This is a genomic window from Pontibacter chitinilyticus, from assembly GCF_039748935.1.
Classification (GTDB): domain Bacteria; phylum Bacteroidota; class Bacteroidia; order Cytophagales; family Hymenobacteraceae; genus Pontibacter; species Pontibacter chitinilyticus.
Map to the genome: position 1 here is coordinate 633,049 of NZ_JBDIZJ010000002.1, position 22,862 is coordinate 655,910.

Annotated in this window: 20 protein-coding genes; 9 read left to right on the forward strand and 11 right to left on the reverse strand. The window is 50.8% G+C overall.

Going from position 1 to position 22,862, the window contains the following annotated elements; genetic code table 11:
* Positions 1 to 140: 140 nt before the first annotated feature.
* From ABDW72_RS06245 to ABDW72_RS06265, 5 genes are all read right to left on the reverse strand, one after another.
* The gene (locus ABDW72_RS06245; protein ID WP_347157609.1) at positions 141 to 2,693 is read right to left on the reverse strand and encodes a T9SS type A sorting domain-containing protein; all 2,553 of its coding nucleotides are present in this window, start codon (positions 2,691 to 2,693) and stop codon (positions 141 to 143) included.
* A gap of 426 nt (positions 2,694 to 3,119) precedes the next feature.
* Positions 3,120 to 3,815, reverse strand: coding sequence for a metallophosphoesterase family protein (locus ABDW72_RS06250; RefSeq protein WP_347157610.1), 696 nt, complete (start codon positions 3,813 to 3,815; stop codon positions 3,120 to 3,122).
* A 102-nt stretch (positions 3,816 to 3,917) separates the two neighbouring features.
* The gene (locus ABDW72_RS06255; protein ID WP_347157611.1) at positions 3,918 to 4,175 is read right to left on the reverse strand and encodes a hypothetical protein; all 258 of its coding nucleotides are present in this window, start codon (positions 4,173 to 4,175) and stop codon (positions 3,918 to 3,920) included.
* A gap of 77 nt (positions 4,176 to 4,252) precedes the next feature.
* Positions 4,253 to 4,561 carry a hypothetical protein gene (locus tag ABDW72_RS06260; protein WP_347157612.1) on the reverse strand — a complete coding sequence of 103 codons (309 nt, stop codon included), beginning with the start codon at positions 4,559 to 4,561 and terminating at the stop codon, positions 4,253 to 4,255.
* 87 nt (positions 4,562 to 4,648) lie between these two features.
* The gene (locus ABDW72_RS06265) at positions 4,649 to 5,506 is read right to left on the reverse strand and encodes an SDR family oxidoreductase (protein ID WP_347157614.1); all 858 of its coding nucleotides are present in this window, start codon (positions 5,504 to 5,506) and stop codon (positions 4,649 to 4,651) included.
* Positions 5,507 to 5,627: 121 nt separating this feature from the next.
* Here ABDW72_RS06265 and ABDW72_RS06270 point away from each other — a divergent pair, with 121 nt between their 5' ends.
* The 6 genes from ABDW72_RS06270 to ABDW72_RS06295 all read left to right on the forward strand — a co-directional run bounded on the left by ABDW72_RS06270 (position 5,628) and on the right by ABDW72_RS06295 (position 10,035).
* The gene (locus ABDW72_RS06270; RefSeq protein WP_347157616.1) at positions 5,628 to 5,873 is read left to right on the forward strand and encodes a 4a-hydroxytetrahydrobiopterin dehydratase; all 246 of its coding nucleotides are present in this window, start codon (positions 5,628 to 5,630) and stop codon (positions 5,871 to 5,873) included.
* A gap of 288 nt (positions 5,874 to 6,161) precedes the next feature.
* Positions 6,162 to 6,848, forward strand: coding sequence for a 16S rRNA (cytidine(1402)-2'-O)-methyltransferase (rsmI, locus tag ABDW72_RS06275; RefSeq protein ID WP_347157617.1), 687 nt, complete (start codon positions 6,162 to 6,164; stop codon positions 6,846 to 6,848).
* Positions 6,775 to 8,478, forward strand: a complete 1,704-nt coding sequence (gene lnt / locus ABDW72_RS06280) for an apolipoprotein N-acyltransferase (protein ID WP_347157618.1) — start codon at positions 6,775 to 6,777, stop codon at positions 8,476 to 8,478. The genes rsmI and lnt overlap by 74 nt, the downstream gene beginning before the upstream one ends.
* Before the next feature lie 62 nt (positions 8,479 to 8,540).
* A complete protein-coding gene (locus tag ABDW72_RS06285) occupies positions 8,541 to 9,344 on the forward strand; it encodes an inositol monophosphatase family protein (RefSeq protein WP_347157619.1) in 804 nt (267 codons plus the stop codon).
* 31 nt (positions 9,345 to 9,375) lie between these two features.
* Complete coding sequence (locus ABDW72_RS06290) at positions 9,376 to 9,552, forward strand: FeoB-associated Cys-rich membrane protein (RefSeq protein WP_347157620.1); 177 nt, start codon at positions 9,376 to 9,378, stop codon at positions 9,550 to 9,552.
* A 144-nt stretch (positions 9,553 to 9,696) separates the two neighbouring features.
* A complete protein-coding gene (locus ABDW72_RS06295) occupies positions 9,697 to 10,035 on the forward strand; it encodes a hypothetical protein (protein WP_347157621.1) in 339 nt (112 codons plus the stop codon).
* Between the two features lie 72 nt (positions 10,036 to 10,107).
* Here ABDW72_RS06295 and ABDW72_RS06300 read toward each other — a convergent pair whose 3' ends face one another.
* From ABDW72_RS06300 to ABDW72_RS06325, 6 genes are all read right to left on the reverse strand, one after another.
* Entirely contained in the window at positions 10,108 to 11,037 is a 930-nt protein-coding gene (locus ABDW72_RS06300) for a mechanosensitive ion channel family protein (protein ID WP_347157622.1), read from the reverse strand.
* A gap of 39 nt (positions 11,038 to 11,076) precedes the next feature.
* The gene (locus ABDW72_RS06305; protein WP_347157623.1) at positions 11,077 to 12,096 is read right to left on the reverse strand and encodes an SPASM domain-containing protein; all 1,020 of its coding nucleotides are present in this window, start codon (positions 12,094 to 12,096) and stop codon (positions 11,077 to 11,079) included.
* A gap of 127 nt (positions 12,097 to 12,223) precedes the next feature.
* Positions 12,224 to 13,411: a baeRF3 domain-containing protein gene (locus tag ABDW72_RS06310; protein ID WP_347157624.1), complete on the reverse strand. Its 1,188-nt coding sequence runs from the start codon at positions 13,409 to 13,411 to the stop codon at positions 12,224 to 12,226.
* Between the two features lie 211 nt (positions 13,412 to 13,622).
* Positions 13,623 to 15,047: a TlpA family protein disulfide reductase gene (locus ABDW72_RS06315; protein ID WP_347157625.1), complete on the reverse strand. Its 1,425-nt coding sequence runs from the start codon at positions 15,045 to 15,047 to the stop codon at positions 13,623 to 13,625.
* A gap of 180 nt (positions 15,048 to 15,227) precedes the next feature.
* Positions 15,228 to 16,607: a DNA repair protein RadA gene (gene radA / locus ABDW72_RS06320; RefSeq protein ID WP_347157626.1), complete on the reverse strand. Its 1,380-nt coding sequence runs from the start codon at positions 16,605 to 16,607 to the stop codon at positions 15,228 to 15,230.
* 188 nt (positions 16,608 to 16,795) lie between these two features.
* A complete protein-coding gene (locus ABDW72_RS06325; protein ID WP_347157627.1) occupies positions 16,796 to 19,717 on the reverse strand; it encodes a CHASE domain-containing protein in 2,922 nt (973 codons plus the stop codon).
* A 259-nt stretch (positions 19,718 to 19,976) separates the two neighbouring features.
* Between ABDW72_RS06325 and ABDW72_RS06330 the strand changes: the two genes are divergently transcribed.
* The 3 genes from ABDW72_RS06330 (at position 19,977) to fumC (ending at position 22,825) form a co-directional block, all read left to right on the forward strand.
* The gene (locus ABDW72_RS06330; RefSeq protein WP_347157628.1) at positions 19,977 to 20,459 is read left to right on the forward strand and encodes an Mpo1 family 2-hydroxy fatty acid dioxygenase; all 483 of its coding nucleotides are present in this window, start codon (positions 19,977 to 19,979) and stop codon (positions 20,457 to 20,459) included.
* 24 nt (positions 20,460 to 20,483) lie between these two features.
* On the forward strand, positions 20,484 to 21,206 hold the full coding sequence (locus ABDW72_RS06335; RefSeq protein ID WP_347157629.1) for a hypothetical protein: 723 nt from the start codon (positions 20,484 to 20,486) through the stop codon (positions 21,204 to 21,206).
* A 224-nt stretch (positions 21,207 to 21,430) separates the two neighbouring features.
* Complete coding sequence (gene fumC, locus ABDW72_RS06340; RefSeq protein WP_347157630.1) at positions 21,431 to 22,825, forward strand: class II fumarate hydratase; 1,395 nt, start codon at positions 21,431 to 21,433, stop codon at positions 22,823 to 22,825.
* The last annotated feature ends 37 nt before the right edge of the window (positions 22,826 to 22,862 follow it).

The following is a 22,862-nucleotide window of genomic DNA, read 5'->3' on the forward strand; positions in this document are numbered from 1 at the left end:
TGCGCCCCAATAAACCAATGTTTCAGAAGTTTATATGCGGGACATACGGGACCGGACGCTGTTTCAGATTTAAGCAACACCTATAAAAACAACAGCCCGGCTCCTTTCGGATACCGGGCTGTTGTTTTTAGGCGTAGGAGTTAGCGTTTTACCACCCTTACCTGCTGCCGGGTGCCGTCCAGTTCAACAGACAGCACGTATACGCCCGGCTGCAGCTGGTCGTAGAGCGGCAGTTGCACTTCGTTGTGGCCGCTATGCACGTCTACTGATTTAAAGTATACCTGTGCCCCGGCAGTTGTATACAGGCGCAGCACAGCTTTGCCCGTGTTCGTAGCTGTAAAGAATATTTTAGAATTATAGTTCAGCGGATTCGGCGCTACTACAATGTGCTGCTTTGTGTTAGTGGCGCCTGTTACTGCCACTACTTTGCTATAAGTATAAGTACCGTCCACGTCTACCTGCTTGAGGCGATAATAGCGGGTGCCTTGCACCGGGCTGTGGTCGGTAAAAGAATAGGTAGTAAGTACGCTGCTGTTGCCCGCTTTGCTGTTTACGCTCCCTACTTTCTTAAAGTCTTCATTCGTAGCGCCTGCCATTTCTATATCAAAATAGGCGTTATTCTTTTCTGAAGCAGTTGACCAGGTAAGCAAAGTGCCGCCGTTGCTTTGCTGCACGTCAAAAGCGACCAACTCGACAGGCAGCGTTCCTGTGTTTGGCTGGCCATTTACTGTTTTATAGATCGTTGTTGCTCCGGAAGAAGTATGGGCGATATCGCCGCTGTGCAGCTCGCTATCTGTCGGACTGTAGCGCACATATACTGTAGTTGCGCTAATAGTAGTGGACCCACTGGCAAGCGGGATGACAACAGATGAACCAAAGGTTGTATTATCCAACGATACCTGAAAGGATTGTGCGATAGGGGCGGTAATGGTAATTGCTCCATTCAGGTTCGTGCCACTCACAGTGTAGGACTGTGAAGTGGATGTAGCACCGGCGTTCGCCATAAAATCAGTAAAGTTGGAGGTTACGGAGATGGTAGGTACAGTGCCACTAACAGCAACCGATTGTGTGGTTGCACCCGTCGCGCTGTTTGTGATGTTCCCGCTGTGCGTCCCGCTGGTGGTGGGATTATACCTAACCCATACTGCAACAGAAGTAGCCGTACCTTGAGAACTTACGGGAACAATCACAGAAGTTCCAAAACCTGATGTCTGAGCTAAGGAAACCTGGAAATTGGCTGGCGCGGCAACCTGTATATTTGATGCTAGATATTGCCCCGAGATAGTATAGGACTGCGCTGCAGAAGGTTGGTTTAAAGATGATTTGAAGGGTTGAAGATCTGCGACAATCGTAAGAGTAGGCTTAGTAACGGTGAAAGCGGTCGATTGCGCCGTTCCTTCGCTTGTAGTTACAGTGATTGGACCTGTTTGAGCTCCTACTGGAACAGTGACTTTTAGTTGTGTATCAGTTGAACTTGTTACGACAGCCTTTACACCTCCGGTAAATGTAACTGTTGGTGTTTCAGTACCTCCAGCAGCGAGCCTCGTACCATTTATTGTAACCGTAACACCTTCTCCTCCGCTTGTAGGAGATATCTGCGTAATGGCTGGTTCGTATATTGTGAAAACTTCAGGACTTGATGTACTGCCGATATCTGTTCGCACTTCTACTGGTCCTGTTTGTGCGCCTACCGGTACCACAACTTCTACGACATTATTAGAAGTAGATTTAGGTGCAACCGTTACTCCTCCTGCAAAAGCTACTTCATACGTCCCAAGAAGATTATCCCCACTTATTGATATAAGCGTTCCAACAGTTCCTGCTATTGGTGAAATAGAGGTGATAGAGGGTGCGATAAATGTAAAGTAATCGTTGCTTATAAATTCATCATTTGCAGTATTATATAACACTATTTGAGCTGGTTCAGAGTTAACTTCTATCACTTCAACAACAACCTCTGTGTCAGATGCAGAAATAATATTCAAAGGAGTAAAAGATGGATAGAAATATGCTTCAACTATTTCGCCTAGGCTTACACCTGTTATAGTTATACTAGTACCAACACCACCTTGTTGAGGAGAGAAGCCTGTTATTTGGGGGATAGCTCCAGTTAAATTAATATCATCTATTCTAAAATCAGATCCAGTTGTAATTGATCTAGTAAATCTAATACTAAGAGCTTCAGCTGCAGGAACACCTGATACTGTTTTTAAGCCCCAAGTTGTTGTTGTTGGAATTTCTCCGTAACTCAATGGCTTCCAACTTGTACCATCTATACTATATTCAACTAAAAGATCTGAGGTTATAAGTGTTCCTCCCCGAGTAGCAGTTCTTTTTAGTCCAAAATATAGATTTATATTATTGTATTTAGATGTATTTATGTTCGAAATTGTGAAGCTTGTTCCTGCTATGAGTTTCACATGGCTATCTCCCGAAGCTCCAGAATAACCACTTGAGTTAGCTGTAGTAGTATTAATAATCTCAGCATTACCAGAGAAATTCATAACGCCTTGATTCGTATAGCCTGAATAGGAGCCGGCACTGGCTGCCGAACTTGTCCCCAACGTCTCCACACCTTTCGGGAATATTGCCGTTTGCCCATACCCTTGAACGACAAAACCTAACACGAGAACACACTGCACGAGCAGCGACAGGAAAAGCTTTTTGCGACTTGAAGAGTAAAGGTGCACCATGGCTACGACGTTTTATGAAATTCTAATTATACAATACCGCCTGACTTCAGGCGCTAGAACATTCACAAAATAAGATAAATTATTTTTCATTCCTGCAACTTTTTATAACTATTTTCGTAAGCACTGAAATTTTATAAATATGGCATTCCAATTCTATGTTCAAAAATACATATAGCTTCTACTATACAACCGCTGCTTACGCTAAATAAGCTGTTTTTGCATTATACACTACAAAAATAGAGAAAAAGCCTGCGTTAGATAAATTCAAAAATGTTAAAAGGCTTTGAATCAGAAATCAACAGATTGGAAAGATATGAGTACTAACTCATTTAAGAGAGGTAGGTAAAAAAGCTAAAATAATAAATAAATTAAATATTAAAATAGTTATAAAATTTCATTTAATAACAGTTTTATACTATGTAAGATTTAGCTCTTTCGGGCAACAGGGTAGGGCCGATCGAGGTTGGCTTGTACGAAAAGCGCCTGTGTATCCAGGTCCAAGGCGACCAGGTTACCCAAAGAAGCGTTGCGGTAATAGACGCAGCCGGCATCCAGGTTCAAGCGAGGGTCTTTGTGGCCTGCCCCTTTTTTAATGCTGTGCAGGGCTGTGGGCGTGTGGCCATGCAACAAGCGTTTGTTTTGTAGCTTACTCCAGTCCACCTCATACCCGCGTATGTTGAGCATCGCCTCTTTGTCCTCGAAAATGTCCTCCTCTTTAAAGTTAAAGCCGGCATGCACCAGGTAGTAGTCTGGCAACACCAGGTAGTAAGGCAGGCTCTTGAGGAATTTAATGTACTTCTTGGGCAAGTCTTCAAACGCTTTCATCCCGAAACTCTGTAAGACCAGTTCTTTCTCTGTTTCAGTAAGAGTTAGCGCTTTTTCTCCCTTTTTAGCGGCTTTTAGCAACATCTGGTCATGGTTTCCGCGAAGGCAGAACACCTGGTACTGCTGCTCGCGGAGCTGCAATATAAAATCGATCACCTCTTTGCTACCAGGACCTTTGTTCACGAGGTCTCCTAGTATATACAGCTCGTCTGTTTGCTGCAATTGCAACTGCTCGTGCACCATTGCTTTAAACGTAAGGGCGCAGCCATGAATATCGGTAAGGGCGTATCGGGCCATGTTTATACTTGCAGCTTAGGATTAGAGCCGGGTTATTTTGGCAAAAGAACATAAAAATAGCACCTGCTGGTACAGGTGCTATTTCTTTAGATCGGGTTACGGTTAGTTATACTTGCCGTTGTCTATTTCAGTCTTGTCCAGGTTACGGTTCGGGTTGTTAGTCTTCACGTCGGTGCCGTTCTGCGCTACGTCAGGCGCCACATCATCCGGCCCGTCGGTATACTTCTTTTTGAGCTCTTCGTGCTCTGAGCGGGTCTGGCCCGGGTCAACAGGCTTTCCGCCTGCTGCTTTGCTCTGTCCTGCTCCCGACGGTTTCCCGTGGTTTTCTGAACTGGGTTGTGTGTGCTTATATGATGGCATAATGTCCTCCTTTTTTAAATGAAACAATTACCTGAAGAAGCAGCTGTTGGGTAGTGCCCTTCAGTTTTATTTTAAGATCAGCTACCCCGCCCTTCGCTCTCCGTGCGCATGTTATCAGGTGGTGGCGTTCCGTCGTCGGCATAATCGCTTACGCCGGTGGCTGATGGTCCTTCAGAAGCGGTGTCGCTGCCGAAGCCTTCTTTGCCGTCGCGGTTACCGAAGCCGCCGCGCTGGTGCTCATTCTTGGGCGGATCAGCGCCTGGTATAATGTGCCCCATCTGCATTTCCTGTTCACTGGTATCGTCTTCTATCACCCGAACAGGCCGGTTCTCTGGCGACTGCCCTTTAAGTGACGCTTTATCTTCCTGTTTTTTATCTTCAGCCATAGCTTTATCTGGTTAGTTCGGCAGCACCATACTGGCGCTTATAGTATAGTTTTACTCCATTTGCGGCTGTTGGGTTCCGCCGCCGGTCTAGGTTGTCACCATCTCGCCGCCATTTATGTGGATCACTTCCCCAATCGTAAACGCCGCGTCATCAGAAGCTAAGTATACATAAGCAGGCGCCACTTCCGACGGCTGGCCGGCACGTTGCAGCAGGGTTTTCTGTCCAAAGGTCTTCACTTTTTCCTCGTTAAAAGAAGCCGGAATCAACGGTGTCCAGATCGGCCCAGGTGCCACGCCATTCACCCGTATCTTTTTATCAGCCACCATCTGGGCCAGCGTGCGGGTAAAAGCAAGTATAGCTCCTTTGGTAGAAGAGTAATCGAGCAGCAGTTTGTTGCCATGATAGGCCGTAACAGAAGTAGTATTGATGATGGCGCTGCCTTCTTTGAGGTGATCGAGTGCGGCTTTCACGAAGTAGAACATACCAAAGATGTTGGTGGAAAAGGTGCGTTTGAGCTGCTCATCTGTAATATCGCGGATGTCTTTCTGCTCGTGCTGCTCGCCGGCATTGTTCACCAGAATATCCAGCTTGCCCAGTTCGCTTACCGTTTGCTGCACCGCCTTTTTGGCAAAGGCCTCTTGGCCTACGTCACCGGCTATTACAATGCATTTGCGCCCTTCTTTTTCCACCATCTGTTTAGTGTCCTGCGCGTCTTTATCCTCATTCAGGTATACAATGGCCACATCGGCTCCTTCGCGGGCAAAATGCACGGCTACGGCGCGTCCTATGCCGCTGTCGCCACCCGTAATCAGCGCCACTTTGTCTTTCAGTTTATCACTGCCCTTGTACCCGTCTCTTATAATTTCCGGTTCCGGCGTCATTCTATACTCTTCGCCCGGCTGCTTCATTTGCTCGGGCGGAAAAGAATGTGGTTTGTTTTCCATAGCTTTCGTAGGTTACGTCCGTTTCTGATCTGATAATCTTAAACTATACGCCTGTACCCAGGCCATGTTCTGCCATACCCGGGCAGCAGCCGTACTTATACTTTTAACGAATACTAAAACCATGTGGCAGGAAGAAGAGAACAAGTTAACGCACCGCTTCACGTTTGAAGATTTCAAGCAGGCGATGGCATTTATGAACAAGGTGGCCGAGGTCGCCGAAGCGATGAACCACCACCCCTGGTGGAGCAATGTATACAACAAAGTAACCATCGAACTCACCACCCACGATGCCGGCAATACGGTGACAGAGAAAGACCACGCATTGGCTGAGCAGATCGATGTGATCTATGGGAAGTTAAAAAGTTAAAGAGTTAGAGGGTTAAAGAGTTAGAGAATTAAGGGATGCCTTTTAGTTGAGATAAGAGCGGTCGCTTAGCTGCTTCGCTGTTCCGGATCGGAAATCTGAAACAGCGAAAATCTGGAGATTTGCTAGTATAAAAGGCACATGCTATGCTGAACACTTGCGCCAGGCGATATCTTCACACCTGCGAACGTCTATCCTGTGACCTACAACAATTAACCGTTCAACCATTCAGCAATTTAGCGAGGCAGCCGTTCACCAATCTGTAAGCATTTTGTCGTAACTTTGCCCGCTATGGAGGAACCGGAAAAAACGAATTTATACCTGGTGCCGACGCCCATCGGCAATCTGGAGGATATTACGCTGCGCGCCATACGCATACTGAAGGAGGTGGACGTAATCCTGGCCGAAGACACACGTACCAGTGGCAAGCTGCTGCACCACCTGGGCATTGAGAAACGCATGCACAGCCACCACCTCCACAACGAGCACAAAGCCACCGGCCACTTGGTAGACAGGCTGAAGGCAGGAGAGGTGATGGCGCTGATCTCGGATGCAGGCACGCCCGGCATCTCAGACCCCGGCTTTTACCTGGTGCGCGAATGCCTGAAGCATGACCTGAAAATAGAGTGCCTGCCTGGACCAACGGCTTTTGTACCGGCGCTGGTTAAATCCGGCTTCAGCACCGACCGGTTTACCTTTGAAGGATTTCTGCCGGTAAAAAAAGGACGGCAGACACGCCTGCAAAGTTTAGTGGCCGAGGAGCGCACCATGATCTTTTATGAATCGCCGCACCGCCTGCTGAAAACGTTAACCCAGTTCAAAGAGTATTTCGGGGGAGAACGGATGGCCTCTGTTTCACGTGAAATCTCTAAAATGTTTGAAGAAACCCTTAACGGTACGTTAGATGAGCTTATCTATATCTTCACAACCAAAGCAATCAAAGGCGAATTCGTCCTGGTCGTACAGGGTTGTAAATAGCCCCTTTATACTGCCGCTGCTGTCGCTGGCTACGGGGGTTATACTTTGGCTGGGCTGGCCGGTAAAACCCTTGGCCTTTTTCCTGTTCTTCGGGCTGGTGCCACTGCTTTACCTGGAGCACCTGATCGTGGAGCAGCGGGCACATAAGTCGCCGGGCTTCACGTTCTTTAAGTATGGCTATCTGTCCCTGTTCTTCTGGAACCTGTTTACTACCTGGTGGGTGATGTACTCGACCATTGGGGGCGGTATTGCGGCGGTGGTCTTCAATGCACTGTTTCAGTGTGCGCCCATTATGGCTTTTTACTTTACGAAGAAGTACCTGGGCCGCACCATCGGCTATATCTCTTTTATCGTGTACTGGGTGGCTTTTGAGCAGTTCCATCTCACCTGGGACCTGTCGTGGCCGTGGCTGACGCTGGGCAACGGCTTTGCTACCCTAAACCAGTGGGTGCAGTGGTACGAGTATACCGGCTTTCTGGGCGGCTCGGTATGGGTGCTCACCGTGAATGTGCTGCTTTTCCAGGCCTTCCGGCATTACCCGCAGCAGATTGCCTGGAAGAAACTGGTCCTGCCGCTTATACTTATACTGGTGCCAATTGCCATCTCCTATGCTATACTTGGCAGCTACCAGGAGCAGGGGCAGCCGGTAGAAGTAGTTGTGGTGCAGCCCAACATTGATCCGTACCAGGAGAAATATGCCAGCCAGGAAAACTATATTCCGTCGGAGGAACAGATGCAGCGCCTGATCTCCTTGTCAGAAAAGCAGATCACCCCTGATACGAAGTTTGTGGTATGGCCCGAAACGGCCCTGCGCCAGGACAACGGCTTTTGGGAGGAGCAGATGGACACGTATCCGGCGATTGAGCAGTTACGAGCCTTCCTGCGGCGCCACCCCGGCCTGGAACTGGTTACCGGCATCGATACCTATACTTTTTACGGCGAGAAAAAGGATGCCACCCCTACCGTGCGTTATGCGCCGGGGTTCGGCTACTACGACTCTTTTAATGCCGGCATGCACATCAACGCGGCCGGGCAGATACAGCTGTACCACAAATCAAAGCTGGTACCGGGTGTCGAGAAGCTGCCTTACCCGCAGTTCTTTAAATTTCTCGGCCCCTTGGCCATTGATTTAGGCGGCACTGTGGGCAGCGTAGGCAGCCAGGACACGCGCGATGTGTTTTTCTACAACCCGCTGCCAAGTATAGGCGCCGCACCAGTTATATGCTACGAATCGATCTATGGCGAATTTGTATCGGCGTATGTGCGCAACGGCGCCAGTATGATCTTCGTGTTCACCAACGATGGCTGGTGGAGCGATTCGCCGGGCTACAAGCAGCACCTGCAGTATGCCACGCTCCGGGCCATCGAAAACCGCCGCAGCATTGCCCGCTCGGCTAATACCGGCATCTCCGGCTTTATCAACCAGAAAGGAGAGATCGTGCAGCGCTCGAAGTGGTGGGTGCAGGACGCCCTCCGCGGCACTATCCTATCAAATAAACAGATGACCTTTTACAGCAGCCACGGCGAGTATATCGGGCATGGAGCGCTATGGGCTGCGCTGCTGCTGTTTCTTTTTGCTGTAGCTATGGCCGTGGTGCGCCGGGCTATTCCGGCTAAAAACAGTAACTAAAAGCAGCGGCAACTAGGGCTTTTGCGTAGGTACAACCGCAACTAAAGTATAAACCACTAACTATGAACCTGAACCAGCTTTCGCAGAATCTGAACATACTTGCCCGCAGCGTAGGAGCCTTTATCCAGCACGAAGCCACAAACTTCGACCGCTCCAAAGTAGAAATGAAAGGCTTTAACGACCTTGTATCGTACGTGGACAAGCAGGCGGAGCAAAAACTGGTGGATGGCTTAAAGAAGCTGCTGCCGGAGGCCGGCTTTATTACCGAAGAAGGGACCGAGACAACCAAGGGCGAACGCTACAACTGGATCATAGACCCGCTGGATGGCACGACCAACTTCACCCACGGCATGCCGGTTTACTGCGTGAGTGTAGCACTTGCCGACGGGAACGAGATGGTGCTGGGCGTAGTCTACGACCCCAACCGCGACGAGTGCTTTTCGGCCTTCAAAAACGGAGGCGCTTTCCTGAACGACAAGGCCATACGCGTTACAGATACCCCGGCCCTGAAAAATGCGCTTATCGCAACGGGCTTTCCTTACTACGACTTTAACCTGATGCAGCAATACCTGCAGGTGATGGCCGGCTTTATGAACAAATCGCATGGCGTGCGCCGCCTGGGCTCTGCTGCCCTGGACCTGGTGTATGTCGCTTGTGGCCGCTTGGAAGGCTTCTTTGAGTATAACCTGAACCCTTGGGATGTAGCGGCAGGCGTGCTGATCGTGCAGGAAGCCGGCGGGCAGTTATCCAAGTTCACCGAGGGCGGCGACTATGTGTTTGGCAGAGAAGTAGTGGCCAGCAACGGCAAAATACACGGCGAAATGCTGGAGACCATTGCCGAGCACTGGAAAGAGTCCTTCCAGTAAACTTTTTATACTTTTGTGTAGTTGTAAAATCATGGTACAGCATATCCTCATCCTTGTCATTTTTATAGCTGCCCTGGCGTATATCGGGCGCATGCTCTACCGCAGCTTTACGGTTAAAAGCGGCTGCGCCAAAGGCTGCGGCTCCTGCGCTACCATCGACTTTAACAAGATCCAGAAAGACCTGGAGAAGAAGGCGCTAACCCGCTAATCTGCATGCTACAAAGCAACAGCGCACCCTCTCAGCGCATTCGCTTTGCTTTGCCAGCCACTTAATCACGCTCGTTTTCGTATCTAATAATTATTTCTGCGTATACTTTTATACTTGGAAGTAGAACCCTAAAACATATATGCTATGCAAGATAAAGTAGAAGAAAGATCGCTGGTAAACGTGCAGAACCGCCTGTTTAAAGATGGCTATAAGACAGATTTTCAGGTTTCTGAAGAAGGAAAGCTTTGCAATATGACCGATAAAGAAACCTTTTCGCCAGACCAGGTGCGCATTGTGGACCACTACCGGTTTGAAGGAGAAACAAACCCGGACGACCTGGCCATCCTATATGCCATTGAAACAAACACTGGCCGCAAAGGTACCATCTCCAACTCTTACGGCCCTTATGCCGATGCAGGGGTGGATGCCTTTTTGAAGCAGGTAGAAGACCTGGGTAAGAACCTGGACAAGAAAGATAAGTAAACAAAAGACGCTTCAAACAGCAAAGGCCGGTACTGTATAGCACCGGCCTTTGCTGTTTTAAGGGGAATGGCGTTACCTGCCGCTGCCTAATTGCTGCCCGTTCTTTAAATTTACGGAAGCTGCCTTTAGCTCGTCGCTCAGTTTCTCGCCTCCTTTTATAGCAAAGTCCAGGGTGCGGATAGGGAATGGGATTAGGATATCTTTGGCATCAAAGGCTTTCTTGATGCGGATAATGGCATCACTTTTGGCCAGCACGTAATCTACCTGCCGCTTATAACTTACCCAAAATCGTACTTTAAAGTTAATGGAGCTGTCGCCGAAGGCATCATACATTACTTCAATGTCCTTGTTCTTCAGGCGGTTCTTTACATCCTCCAGGGCGTCAATTACTATCTGCTGCACCTTCTCCAGGTCTTCGCCATACGAGATACCGACCTCCAGGTCAATGCGGCGGGTGCCTTTCGCAGAGAAGTTGGTCAGCGGGTTCTCAAACACCATTTTATTAGGCAGCAACACCAGCTCACCTGTCGTCTGTCGGATATCAATAGTACGCAGCGTAATGCGCTCGATCACGCCAAAGTACTCGTTTGTTTCGATCATATCACCTACACCAAAGGGCTTCTGCACAGCAATAATTACCCCTGAGATAAAGTTGGCGGCAATATCCTGGAAGGCAAAGCCTAAGGCCAAACCAATGATACCAACACCAGCCAGCAGCGAGAGCACTACTTTATCAAGCTGCAGCACACTCAGCACAAAGAAGAACCCTATAATCAGTACGGCAATATACACCAGGGTTGTAAACAGGTTGATGAGGGCCGCACTATGCGTAAACCGGCGGAATACCCGGTCCATGCCGTGGCGGATAAAGCGTGCTACCGCAAAGGTGATGATCAGTACTATTAACGCCACAAAAATGTTGGGCAGCATGATAAAGATGTGCTCGCCCCAGTTCTGAACCTTTTTCAGCAGTAGATGCAGTGAATTATTTATGTCGGTCATATATACTTTAAATTGAATCTTACTTATCACGTACGTACGTCAGGCCCATACTTTAGTGCCTTCAGTGCAATTGCGGCACATGTCAATCTCAGTACGCGAGCGTAGCAGCGACTGCCTGAACTGTGTATACGTTGGGCCGCGCCATACTTGGGCAAAACTGTGCTGCTTCAGGTCGCCCTGCCGGTATTCGGCATCTTTGTCAAAGCAGCAGGGTACCACCAGCCCGTCCCACGTAATCACACAGGAGTGCCACATTTTCCAGCAATGGTTCAGCAGTTTGTTTTTGATGCTATAGCTGCCATCGCCATTGTTGCGGTACCGCGCATAATAATCAATGGTTGGGATGAGCGGCGAACCTTGTGCATAGTCGTAGATCTGGGCCGTTTTAAACACCACTTCATCTACGCCCAATTCCTGCGCCAACTTCTTTACGTCATCCAGCTGGTGCTCGTTAGGCCGCACCACCAAAAACTGGAACATAATGTGCGGCGTCTTCGATTTGAGTGCCTTTTTCCACTTCACCACCTGGCGGGTGCCCTCCAGCACCTTATCCAACTTGCCTCCAATGCGGTAAGCGGCATACGTTTCCTGCGTAGTGCCGTCTATTGAAATGATCAGCCGATCCAAACCGGATTCCACCGTACGGCGTGCGGTGTCGTCATCCAGGAAATGGGCGTTGGTAGACGTGGCGGTATAAATGCCTTTAGACGAAGCATACTTCACCAGGTCCAGGAAGTTTTTATGCAGGTAAGGCTCACCCTGAAAGTAAAAAATGAGGTACAGCAGGCGGCGGTGCAGCTGGTCGATGGTTTGCCGGAACAGTTCGTCGGGCAGCATGCCGGTAGGGCGCGTAAAGGAGCGGAGGCCGCTGGGGCACTCCGGGCAGCGCAGGTTGCAGGAGGTGGTGGGCTCCAGCGAAACACTGATGGGCTGCCCCCAATGGGTTGCCTTGCCGGTAGCTTTCGAGAGCACGTAACTGCTCACCACCTGCAGCGCATTAAAAGCACGCAGCGGCGTTAGCCTGGATATGAAATTAAGCCCGTCGGTTAAGTGTGGCATCCTGTAACAAAAAGCGCCGGAAGCGGCATAAGCAACTGTCAATCCCTGTTAACAAAAAGGGGCAGCCCTACAAGGCTGCCCCACTAAAGTATGCCTTTCAACGCGAAAGGCCAAAAGTATGCTGCTTTTAGTAGCGGAAGAGCGCTTTAACATTGGCGCCATTGCTCACTTCGGACATGCCGTCATAGTTGCTCACGTATACTTTGCCTCCCTGCGACAAGGTTTTGATAGCCGCCATGTTTACCAGGTCATCGTCGCCGCGCTCGTACTCGTCGTGTATCTCTGCCGCCGCGCTCGCACTGTTGTAAGTTCCCCAAACGGGCTGACCGGGAGCAATAAACAAGGTATCGATGCGCCCGTGCACCGCCTCTGCTGCAATCGTGGCAATATCTTCGGAAGTAGAGCCGGTGCCAGCTACGTTCTGATAACGGTCTAAGGCTTCGGTGTGGCTCTGGTGCATTAAAGGTTGTACAATGGCCAGCGCCTTTTCGTGCATCACTTTTGGTGCGGTGGTCACATCGGTATTCTCATTTACGTTAATGACATCTTTTGCAATGTTCTTATACTTGCTGTGCTTCCGGAAAAGGGTGCAGTAGTGGTCTACGCCAGCAAGTACCAGCGGCTCATGAGCATCATGCAAAATCTGCTGCAGACCATTATCCACCTGCTGCACAAATTCTCTGACCCGCGCGTGCTCAAAATCCCCTTTGGTAGAACCCGACTGTGTAGTAAGAATGTAGCCCCCGTTCACAGTGCCCCTGCTGTTGTTATAATCCAGATCGTTGCCCCGTACTTCAGGCGCCATCGCTTCAGTCATGGTTTCAGGCACAAATGAGCTGACGTCTATCTCGCGTATGCTTTCGAGGGTGGCCTCGTAAAAGCTCAGGTTCTCGCGGTACAACCAAAGTATAAAAAAGCGGCCATTCTGGCTCAGGATAGGAACAATAGGTGTGATGTAGAACTGGTTCAGCACATATACTTCCGAAGGCATGGAAATCGGAAGCGTGTAGTACGTAGAAAACCCTTTGGTAATGAACACCGCCAGGCCTTCGCCCTGGTGGCGCCAGAAATTGTTATCGTTCAGCAGTTCTTCGGCCGGTTTCAGGTACTCGGCCGCCTCTGCAGCAGGCACATCATGTTTTTCTAAAAGCTCTTTGGCTTTGCGGATCTGATTTTTAAAGGCAATGCTGTCCATTCCGTTAAGCGTCTCTTTTCCGGCGCGGTGGGTGGGCAAGTAAAAGGAAATGCACAAGGCATTTGTATTGTTCTGTACATTAAGGAGCTTCTCAATGTCTTTCTTATTGATTAATGCCATAAGTTTGTAAATTAAAGTAGCTTATTTTTCACCTGAAATTCCGTTCAGAAACCTCCTGTTTAACAAGAGAGGTGTAAGATTAAAGTACGCAGCAAAACAGGCAACGGTTATTAATCCACCCGGAACACACAGGGTACAAAGCAACATACAAAAAGCCGCCGAGCGCTCTGATCGGCACCCGGCAGCTTTTTGCTGGCATTGGTCATACAGGCTATTTTGTGGCCGATGCCTGCCCAGTATTTAAGTAGCGCTGGATGTCGGTTACGAGTTCATGGTCTGTGGGGCGGCGGGCAGTTATACTTAGAAAGCGGCCCTCCTCATCCAGCAGAAAATAGGCAGGCATCTCCTGTAGGCCATACTGCTGCGCTAAGGCGCCATCCGTATCTTTCAAGTATAATTGTTCCCCTTCCAAGCCGCGGCTGGTTACGGCTTTGCGCCAGGCATTCTCGTCTTTGTCCAGGCTAATATTTACGAATACAAGACCTTTGCCTTTCATGCGGTTGGTGAGGTCCTGCAGGTGTGGCTGCTCTACCATGCATAAGCCGCAGTCGGTGCGCCAAAAGCTCAGGTACACCAGCTTGCCCTTAAAGCTACGCAGCGCTACAGAGTCGCCATTTACGTCTTGCAGTTGAAGATCAGGTGCGAGGCTGCCGATGGCAAACTGCTTGTGCGCATCGTAGAGCTTGGTAAAATAGGCATTCACCGCCGCATCCGGGTAGTGCCCCCCGAAGTCCTGCAACATCTCCTCGGTATAAGGCAGGTAGCCCTTCTGGATGGACTGCTCCAGCACATAGGCCTGCGCCAGAGCACGGGCACGGCCCTGTAGCTTCTGCGCTGCCACGTCGTAGCTGGCTTTATAGTATGGCTTGCTGCTTTGGGTGTAACCGGCCTCCTGGGTATAATAGGCTACATAGTTGCGCAGAAACCCGATAAAAGCAGGGCTAAGCAGGTTCTCCGGCTTGTTGACGTCCAGCTTATCCAGGAAAGCATAGAAGGCAGCAGAAGGCTTTTCCAGCCGCTCTGTCATCAGGATGTGCTCGCGTAGAGGCTCATACGTGATCTTGTCGGAGGCATAGCTGAAATCAATCTCAGCCACAGCCAGGTCGCGGAACGTAGCTGCTATCGGGTGCTGGGCCCCATACTTGTCGAGGTTCTTCAGTTGATCCTGCCTGCGGTAGTCCAGGAAAGCGGTAAACTCCTTTTCTTTGAGTTTGATGTTGTCAGGCAGCACCTGGTAATCTTCCACCTCATCAAAGCGCCGCGTATACTGCGCCAGGTAGTTATTCTCGTTTGCACCCTTGCCCTCATACCGGATCGTTTTCAGAAACTTATCACCGTTACAGGTCAGGTGCAATTGGGAGCCGGGCTCCAGGTATACTGGCACCACCTCATCGCCATGTTGCAGTTCTGCCACTATAGCGCCGGTTAGCGGTACTTCCAGCCGGAACTCCCCGTTCTGCAGCACTGCTGTCAGTTCCACTTCTTCAGGCAGCATGGGGTTGGGGTGCAGGGCCAGCACCACTTCTTCTGAAAGCGGCTTTGCAATTTTACCGGTGATCAGGGCTTTGTCCTGCGCCAGTGCAGCCTGCGCGAGCAGCAGCAGGGCCGGTAAATACAGGAAATAGATTTTCTTCATATAAAGGCATTGCGGCTAAGGCAGCGCCTTGACAGCTGCTTTGCTGCGCTGGTCCGGGGCCATACCTATACCCAAGGTAGGCGCCGGAGCAGCAGCAACAAAGTATACTATTCAGAAAATCATATCATCGCTTCATTTTATTAGCAGCGCTAAATATAGTCTTGCCAAAGCACAAAGTGCTTACCCGAACAGGCTGGCAAATACCTCCTCCAGCCGGCCAAAAGCGTGTACGTTGATCGAGAACTTGCTCAGGTCCACGCCCTTTTTGTTATACTTGCTGATGTAGATATCCTTGAAGCCCAGCTTCTCGGCCTCTGTGATGCGGTTCTCTACGCGGTTAACGGCCCGCACTTCGCCGCCCAGGCCCACTTCAGCTGCAAAAGCCGCCGTGCTCGGAATGGGCATCTCCTCGAAAGAAGACAAAATAGAGGCACACACCGCCAGGTCCAGCGCCGGATCTTCCACCTTCAGGCCACCGGCAATGTTCAGAAACACGTCCTGCGTACCCAGCCGATAGCCGCCGCGCTTCTCCAGCACCGCCAGCAGCATGTTCAGGCGCTTGGCATCAAAGCCGGTGCTGGTGCGCTGGGGCGTGCCGTAAGTAGCGGGGCTCACCAAACTCTGCACTTCTATCAGCAGCGGCCGGTTACCCTCCAGCGTGCCACCAATGGCAATGCCGCTGAAAGCATCCTCGCGCTGCGAGATCAGTATCTCAGATGGGTTGCTTACCTCGCGCAGACCGGAGCCCAGCATCTCGTAAATCCCCAGCTCGGAAGTAGAACCAAAGCGGTTTTTAGTGGTGCGCAAAATGCGGTACGTCATGTGGCGGTCGCCCTCAAAGGTTAGCACCGTATCTACCATGTGCTCGAGTATCTTCGGGCCGGCCAGGTTGCCTTCTTTGGTGATGTGGCCGATCAGGAACACCGGCGTGCCGCTCTCCTTGGCAAACTTCAGCAGCTCGGCGGTGCACTCGCGCACCTGGCTCACACTGCCCGCGCCTGCCTCTATAAAAGAAGAATGCAGCGTTTGGATGGAGTCAATGACGAGCACCTGCGGGCGCAACTGTTCTATCTGCTTGAAAATGTTCTGAGTGCCGGTTTCCGTAAGTATAAAGCAGTCGGAGGTTTGGGCTACCAGGCGCTCGGCACGCATTTTTATCTGCTGCTCACTTTCCTCACCGCTCACGTATAGCACACGCAGGCTGGTCAGGCTTAGGGCGATCTGCAGCATCAGCGTACTTTTGCCAATGCCGGGTTCCCCGCCGATCAGTACCATGGAGCCAGGCACAATGCCGCCACCCAGTACACGGTTCAGCTCCTGGTCCTGCGTCATGATGCGCTGCTCTTCGCGGTAGCTGATGTCGGCGATAGGCTTGGGTTTGCTCGATACCTGCGCCGAGCTGGTGCCTACCTTCCAGGCCGTGGCAGGCGTTACTTCTTCACGCTGCACTACTTCTTCTACATAGGTGTTCCACTCGCCGCAGGCCGGGCATTTGCCAATCCACTTAGCGGACTGTGCCCCGCAATTCTGGCAGAAGTAGGATGTTTTTATCTTAGCCATTTATTTCGATGTTCGTTTTTTGCTACGCGTTGTTCAGGTAAAGATGAAGTATAAGCTGTGCTTTTAAAGTATAGCAGGCGCAACTAATCAGAACAAAAAACAGGCGCAGAAAACTCCGTTTTGTACTTATTTATACTTGTGATTTATACTTCGACGGGGCCAGCGAGCAACCCGGCAGGTTTAGGTAGTTATACCTGCACCGGAACAGGTTCCTGCCTGAAGTATACTTTAAAAGTGGTGCCTTTGCCCAAGATGCTGTGCACTTCTATGCGGCCGCCGTTGTTTTCGATGATGCGCTTCACGATGTACAGGCCAATGCCGGTACCTTCCACATGGGTATGCAGGCGCTTGAACATACTGAACAGCTTGTGCTGCTGCTCTTTCTTAATGCCCAGGCCATTATCGGTTACCTCCAGTACCACAAAATCACCCTGGAGGTGCGTGCTGATGTGTACTTCCGGTTTGCGCTCCGGCGATTTATACTTGATGGCGTTGCTTACCAGGTTATAGATGATGCTGCGCAGGTTCTTGCGGGTATAGAGGATATGCGCTATCTGAAAATCGGTGATGATGGTAGCATCCGACTCCAGCACCAGCGGCTGCACGTCCGCTTCTACGTCCTGCAACATATCCTGAAACGAAAGCGGCTCTACTTCCGACTGCAGCTCTTTCTGCACTTTGGTAATCTCGGCCAGGTCTGCAATGGTCTGCTTTAATTTGTCAATAGAGCCGCCCACCATGCCCAGAATCTGGTTGTCCTCTTCGTTAAGTTTCCCATCCAGAATGTCGCGCAGCAGCGTTACCAGTCCTTCCATGTTCGCGATAGGGGATTTCAGATCGTGCGAGGCGGTATATACAAAGCTGTCCAGGTCGTTATTGATGCGCTGCAGTTCTGTGTTCTTCTCGCTCAACACCTCGTTTGTTTCCAGCAGCTTTTTGCGGGCTGCTACCAGTTCTGTTACCTCTACGGCAAATACCAGCACTGCCTCCACCTGGTTGTTGCTGTCCATCAGGGGCTGGTATACTAAGTTAAAGTAGGCATCGGTGTGCTCGCCGGTGCTCAGGCGGTCAATGGTGGTGGGCACCTCTTTCCCGATGAACGGCTTGCCTGTTTCAAATACCTGCAGGAGCTTCTCAAAAAAGCCGGCTCCTTCTGTTATGGAGTGCGCCTCATGAATGGTTCTGCCTACTAATGGGCGGTTGCCATAAAGCTGGCGGTAAAGCGGGTTGGCCAGCACATACTTGTAGTCGGGTGCCCGCACCAGGCCCACCAGCGCCGGCACTTCCAGGAAGAGCTTCTGCAACAACCGCGCGTTTTGCTTTATCTTGCGTTCGGCCTCTTTTATCTCTGTAATGTCGATAATGGAGCCGATGTAGCCTAAGAACTCGTCGTTTACGCCAAAGCGGGGCATGGCCGTATTGATGACCCAGCGCAGCTTGCCGTCGTGGCGGCGCATGCGCATTTCAATTTTAAACGTCTCGGCGGCAGCTACCGCTTCCCGGAACCTGGTGACGTAGCTGGCCATATCCTTCTCCGGCACCACTTCTTTCCAGCCCAGGCTTATACTTTCTTCAAAAGTGCGCCCGGTAAAGTCGGTCCATTGCTTGTTCACATACATGCACTCTCCCCAGGTATCGCCTACCCAGATCATCACAGGCGCATTATCAGCCATGGTCCTGAAGCGTGCCTCACTTTCAATGATCGCCTGCTGCGTCCGCTTTTCGTCCGTAATATCGCGCACCTCGATGATCGTATACACCGGCACCCCATTTTCTATAATAGGGCGTGCGGCACAGGTTACGTTAAAAAAGCTGCCATCTTTCCGGATAAAGACATCTTCATAGGCGCGCATGTTATTGTTAGTAGGCAGCGCTCTGTCTATCGGGCATTCTTCAATTGGGAAAGGAGTACCATCCGGGTGGTGGTGGTGAATCATGTAGTGGAGCGGCTTTGCTGTGATCTCCTCAAAAGTAAAGCCTGTCATTTCTTCCGCAGCAGGGTTCATGAAGGTACAGTATCCCCGGGCATCCATGATAAAAAGGGCAGCGGTGGCATTATCTGTAATGGTTTGCTTCAGGCGGTTAGAGCGCCGGGTGGCCGAGAGCGACCAGATGATGAAGAACATCAGTAAACTAATAATGCTACCTCCCCACAAAATAAAATAGGGCAGTTCAGTGTCGGTGGTGCGCACAAACTCCCGCTTGCCGGTAATGTACACGCGCCAGGTATGATTACCAACCGAAATGGTGCCGAGGGTATGGTAATTGCGCTTATCTGATTGCTGCGAGTACAAGGTACTGCTGGTGCTGAACAGCAGCGCCGACTTGTTTAATGTATTGCCATCGAATACTTCTATGTCCAGGTCTTCAAAGTTATCGCCCAGCACAGACTGCATTAAGTCTTTGATGCGAAACGGACTGTACACGAAGCCTTTTATCAGCTGCTGCCTGTCCTTAATGGATTCCGGATCAGCGTTGTGCCAGTACAGCGGCAGGTAAATCAGGAAGCCTTCCTGCTCGTCTTTTCCGTTCTCCTGCACCAGGCGCACCTTACCCGACATGGCCGGCTGCTTGGTATCGCGGGCCATGCGCATGGCTGCCTGCCGGATGGGATCGCTGAACATGTCATAGCCAAAAGCCCGTAGGTTACGGCCGGTAAAAGGCTCGATAAAAATAATGGACGAGTAGATGGGCCGATCGCCGGCAGGATAGATCTTATAGTTCGGGAAGCCCTCGCTGCGGATGAACTGCTGGTGCCGGGCCATTTCTTCAGGGCGCACTATTTGCGCATAGCCAATGCCCTGTATGCCTGGGTAGCGCTGTTTCAGGTTCAGGTTCTGGCAGTACGTATACCAGTCGTCGCGCTTTACTGTATCTGAGGCCACAAAAAGCGCTTTGCCACCCACCAGAATCTGTATGTAATCCTTCACCCGCGACTCGATCGATTCAGTGACCTGATCTGCCCGAATGTGGAATAGCTTGGCGCTACGCTCTTCCGCTTTCTTTTTAGTCTCCGAATAAATAAAAATCGTAAGCAGGAAAATAAGCAGGAAGGAGAAAATAGCGATAAAATAGTCTCTTACAAAAGAAGCCAGCTTGGCAAAATTCATATGCTACAGGTTATGCCGGTATTACAAAGCAGCAAAAATATGCTGGTAGTTGCCGCAGCTTGTGCAGTTTTGTTGCTATAGCCAAATGTAGCAAAAAAGCCTTCATTCAGCAAGCTAAATTATGAACGATCCGGGGCCTGTACGGCAGCCTGTTCTCTGTAAGTTACTTATATTTGGATTTATACCTGAAAACATGTATTTTGATGTAGCGTTGCAGTTGCAGCCTATCTTGATAAACGTTATACATAGCCGGACACGTATGAAAAACATGCAGCAATGGTTCGATGCGTATGGCGAGAGCCATCAGAACCACACCAATAAGCTTATCCACTGGGTATGCGTTCCGCTTATTTTCTTCAGCGTGGTCGGGCTGCTGGCCAGCATCCCCAGCGACGCGCTGAAAGCTCCCTTTCCGCCGGCAGTGCAGCCGTATGTGCATTTTGGAACAGTAGTGGTTATGCTGGGCCTACTGTTTTACCTGCGCCTGTCTGTTACCATGTTCTTCGGTATGGCGCTGGTATGCCTGCTGGTGCTAATGGCGGTGCACGTGTTGGATGCAGCTACGGGCACGCCGCTCTGGCTGCTGTGCCTCATCATTTTTGTGCTGGCCTGGATCGGGCAATTCTACGGGCATAAGGTGGAAGGCAAAAAACCATCGTTTTTGAAGGACCTGCAGTTTCTGCTAATAGGGCCTGCCTGGTTACTTGGTTTTATTTACCGGAAATTGGGGATACCGTATTAACTTTGCGGCAATTCTATTTGCCCTATGCTGGAAATAATCAAAAGTCTCTTACTTAGCTTTTTTGCCATCGCCGTTCTCCTGCCGGTGATCCGTTATGCCATGCGCCGCCTGTCGCCGGCGCAGCAACCGGCAGTGCTGGACGCCGAAGAACTGAAGTACATCCAACGACAGGAGCTAAAGCTGACGCTCGCCTACTATGTGTTTGCCGTGGTGCTGTCCGTTTTTGCAGCCGGCATGCTGGCCCTTGTTGCCAGTATTCTGCACGCATATACGCTCAACGGCTCCTCCTATGTGCTCACGCCAAACTTCCGGGCGCTTTTTGCCCCGGGCCTGCTGATCGGCCTTACCCTGGCGCTCCTCCCGCTTAAAGTCATCCAGAGTACAATGCTGGGCCACGATTACGAGTTGTACCAAACCTACATACAACACCAGGAAGGGCAAAACTCGCGCCGTGCCTATGGTATCCTGTTCGTGGTGATGCTGGTGCTTTCGGCGGTGGTTGGCTGGTTTGCCATGCGCTGGCACGTAACGGTGCACGAAGACAGCATCCGGATTACGAATGTGCTGCTGCAGGAACGCACCTATGCCATAAAGGATATCAGCAGCATTCAGTCGCTGGGAGTAGAAGGGGAGTACGTGATCCGCTTTAACGATCAGTACAACATCAACACAGCCTACCTGAAGCCAGTGCCCCCGGAGATGATCGCGCTGCTCTCGCAGGAGTCGGGCAAGCGGGTGATCCATTAAGGCAACTTACAAACAGCTGCGCGGCAAACACCGCCTTTTTGTAGCCTTTGCTCCGGAGAAGAAGTATAAAGGTACTAACTACCGGCCGCAAAGCAGCTGTTGCAGTAGCGCTTAGCTGCAGGCAAGGCAGCCATGCGGAGGCCGGTCGTCAGGCGCAGCGTGCAAGAAAATATTTTTGTAGTTTTGCCACAAACAGATATTCCGTAAACCTAAAATAAAATTAGATGCAAGTTCGCGTAGAGAAAGACACGATGGGCCCTGTAGAGGTGCCTGCAGACAAATACTGGGGTGCTCAGACACAGCGCTCAAAAGATAACTTTACCATAGGCGGGCAAACGATGCCTAAAGAAGTAATTGAAGCGTTCGCTATACTAAAGAAATCGGCTGCTCAGGCCAATGCTCAGCTAGGCGTACTGTCGCAGGACAAAGCCGACATCATTTCGGAAGTATGCGACGAGATTCTGGCAGGCAAGCTGGAGGGCGAGTTCCCACTGGTAGTGTGGCAGACAGGCTCAGGCACGCAGTCGAATATGAATGTGAACGAAGTGGTGGCCAACCGCGCCCACGTGTTGCTGGGTGGTCAGCTCAACGATGAGAAAAAGAAGATCCACCCGAACGATGACGTGAACAAGTCGCAGTCATCAAACGATACCTTCCCGACAGCTATGCACATTGCCGCTTACAAGAAAGTGGTGGAGCACACGCTGCCTATGATCCAGAAGCTGCGCGACACGCTGCAGGCCAAGTCTGAGGAGTTTATGGATGTGGTGAAGATCGGCCGCACCCACCTAATGGATGCTACGCCGCTAACGTTAGGGCAGGAGCTATCGGGTTATGTGGCGCAGCTGGACTACGGTATGAAGGCGCTGCGCAACACGCTGGCACACCTGAGCACTTTAGCGCTTGGTGGTTCCGCTGTGGGTACTGGCCTGAACACACCGGCAGGTTATGCAGAGCTTGTAGCTGAGAAGATCTCCGAATTTGCCGGCCATGAGTTCATCACGGCGCCTAACAAGTTTGAGGCCCTGGCAGCCCACGACGCGATCGTAGAAACTTCCGGCGCGCTGAAGCAGCTGGCGGTAAGCCTGATGAAGATCGCCAACGACATCCGTTTGCTGGCTTCTGGCCCCCGTTCCGGTATTTCTGAAATCCTGATACCGGAGAACGAGCCGGGCTCATCGATCATGCCAGGCAAGGTAAACCCCACGCAGGCCGAGGCCATGACGATGGTGTGCGCCCAAGTGATCGGAAACGATGTAGCCATTTCGGTGGGCGGCATGAACGGCCATTTCGAGCTGAACGTGTTTAAGCCGGTGATGATCTACAACCTGCTCATGAGCGCCCAGCTCATCGGCGATGCCTGCGACTCCTTCGACAAGCACTGCGCCGTGGGCATAGAGCCAAACCGCGAGCGCATCAAGCACAACCTCGAGAACTCGCTGATGCTGGTAACGGCCCTGAACACCCACATCGGCTACGACAATGCGGCCAAGATCGCGAAGAAGGCTCACAAAGAAGGCACCACCCTCCGTCAGGCCGCCCTCGACCTCGGCCTGCTCACCAACGAGCAGTTCGACGAGTGGGTGAAGCCAGAAGACATGATCGGCAGTTTGAAATAATAGACGCTGGACTTAAGACACAAGATTTTATACTTGT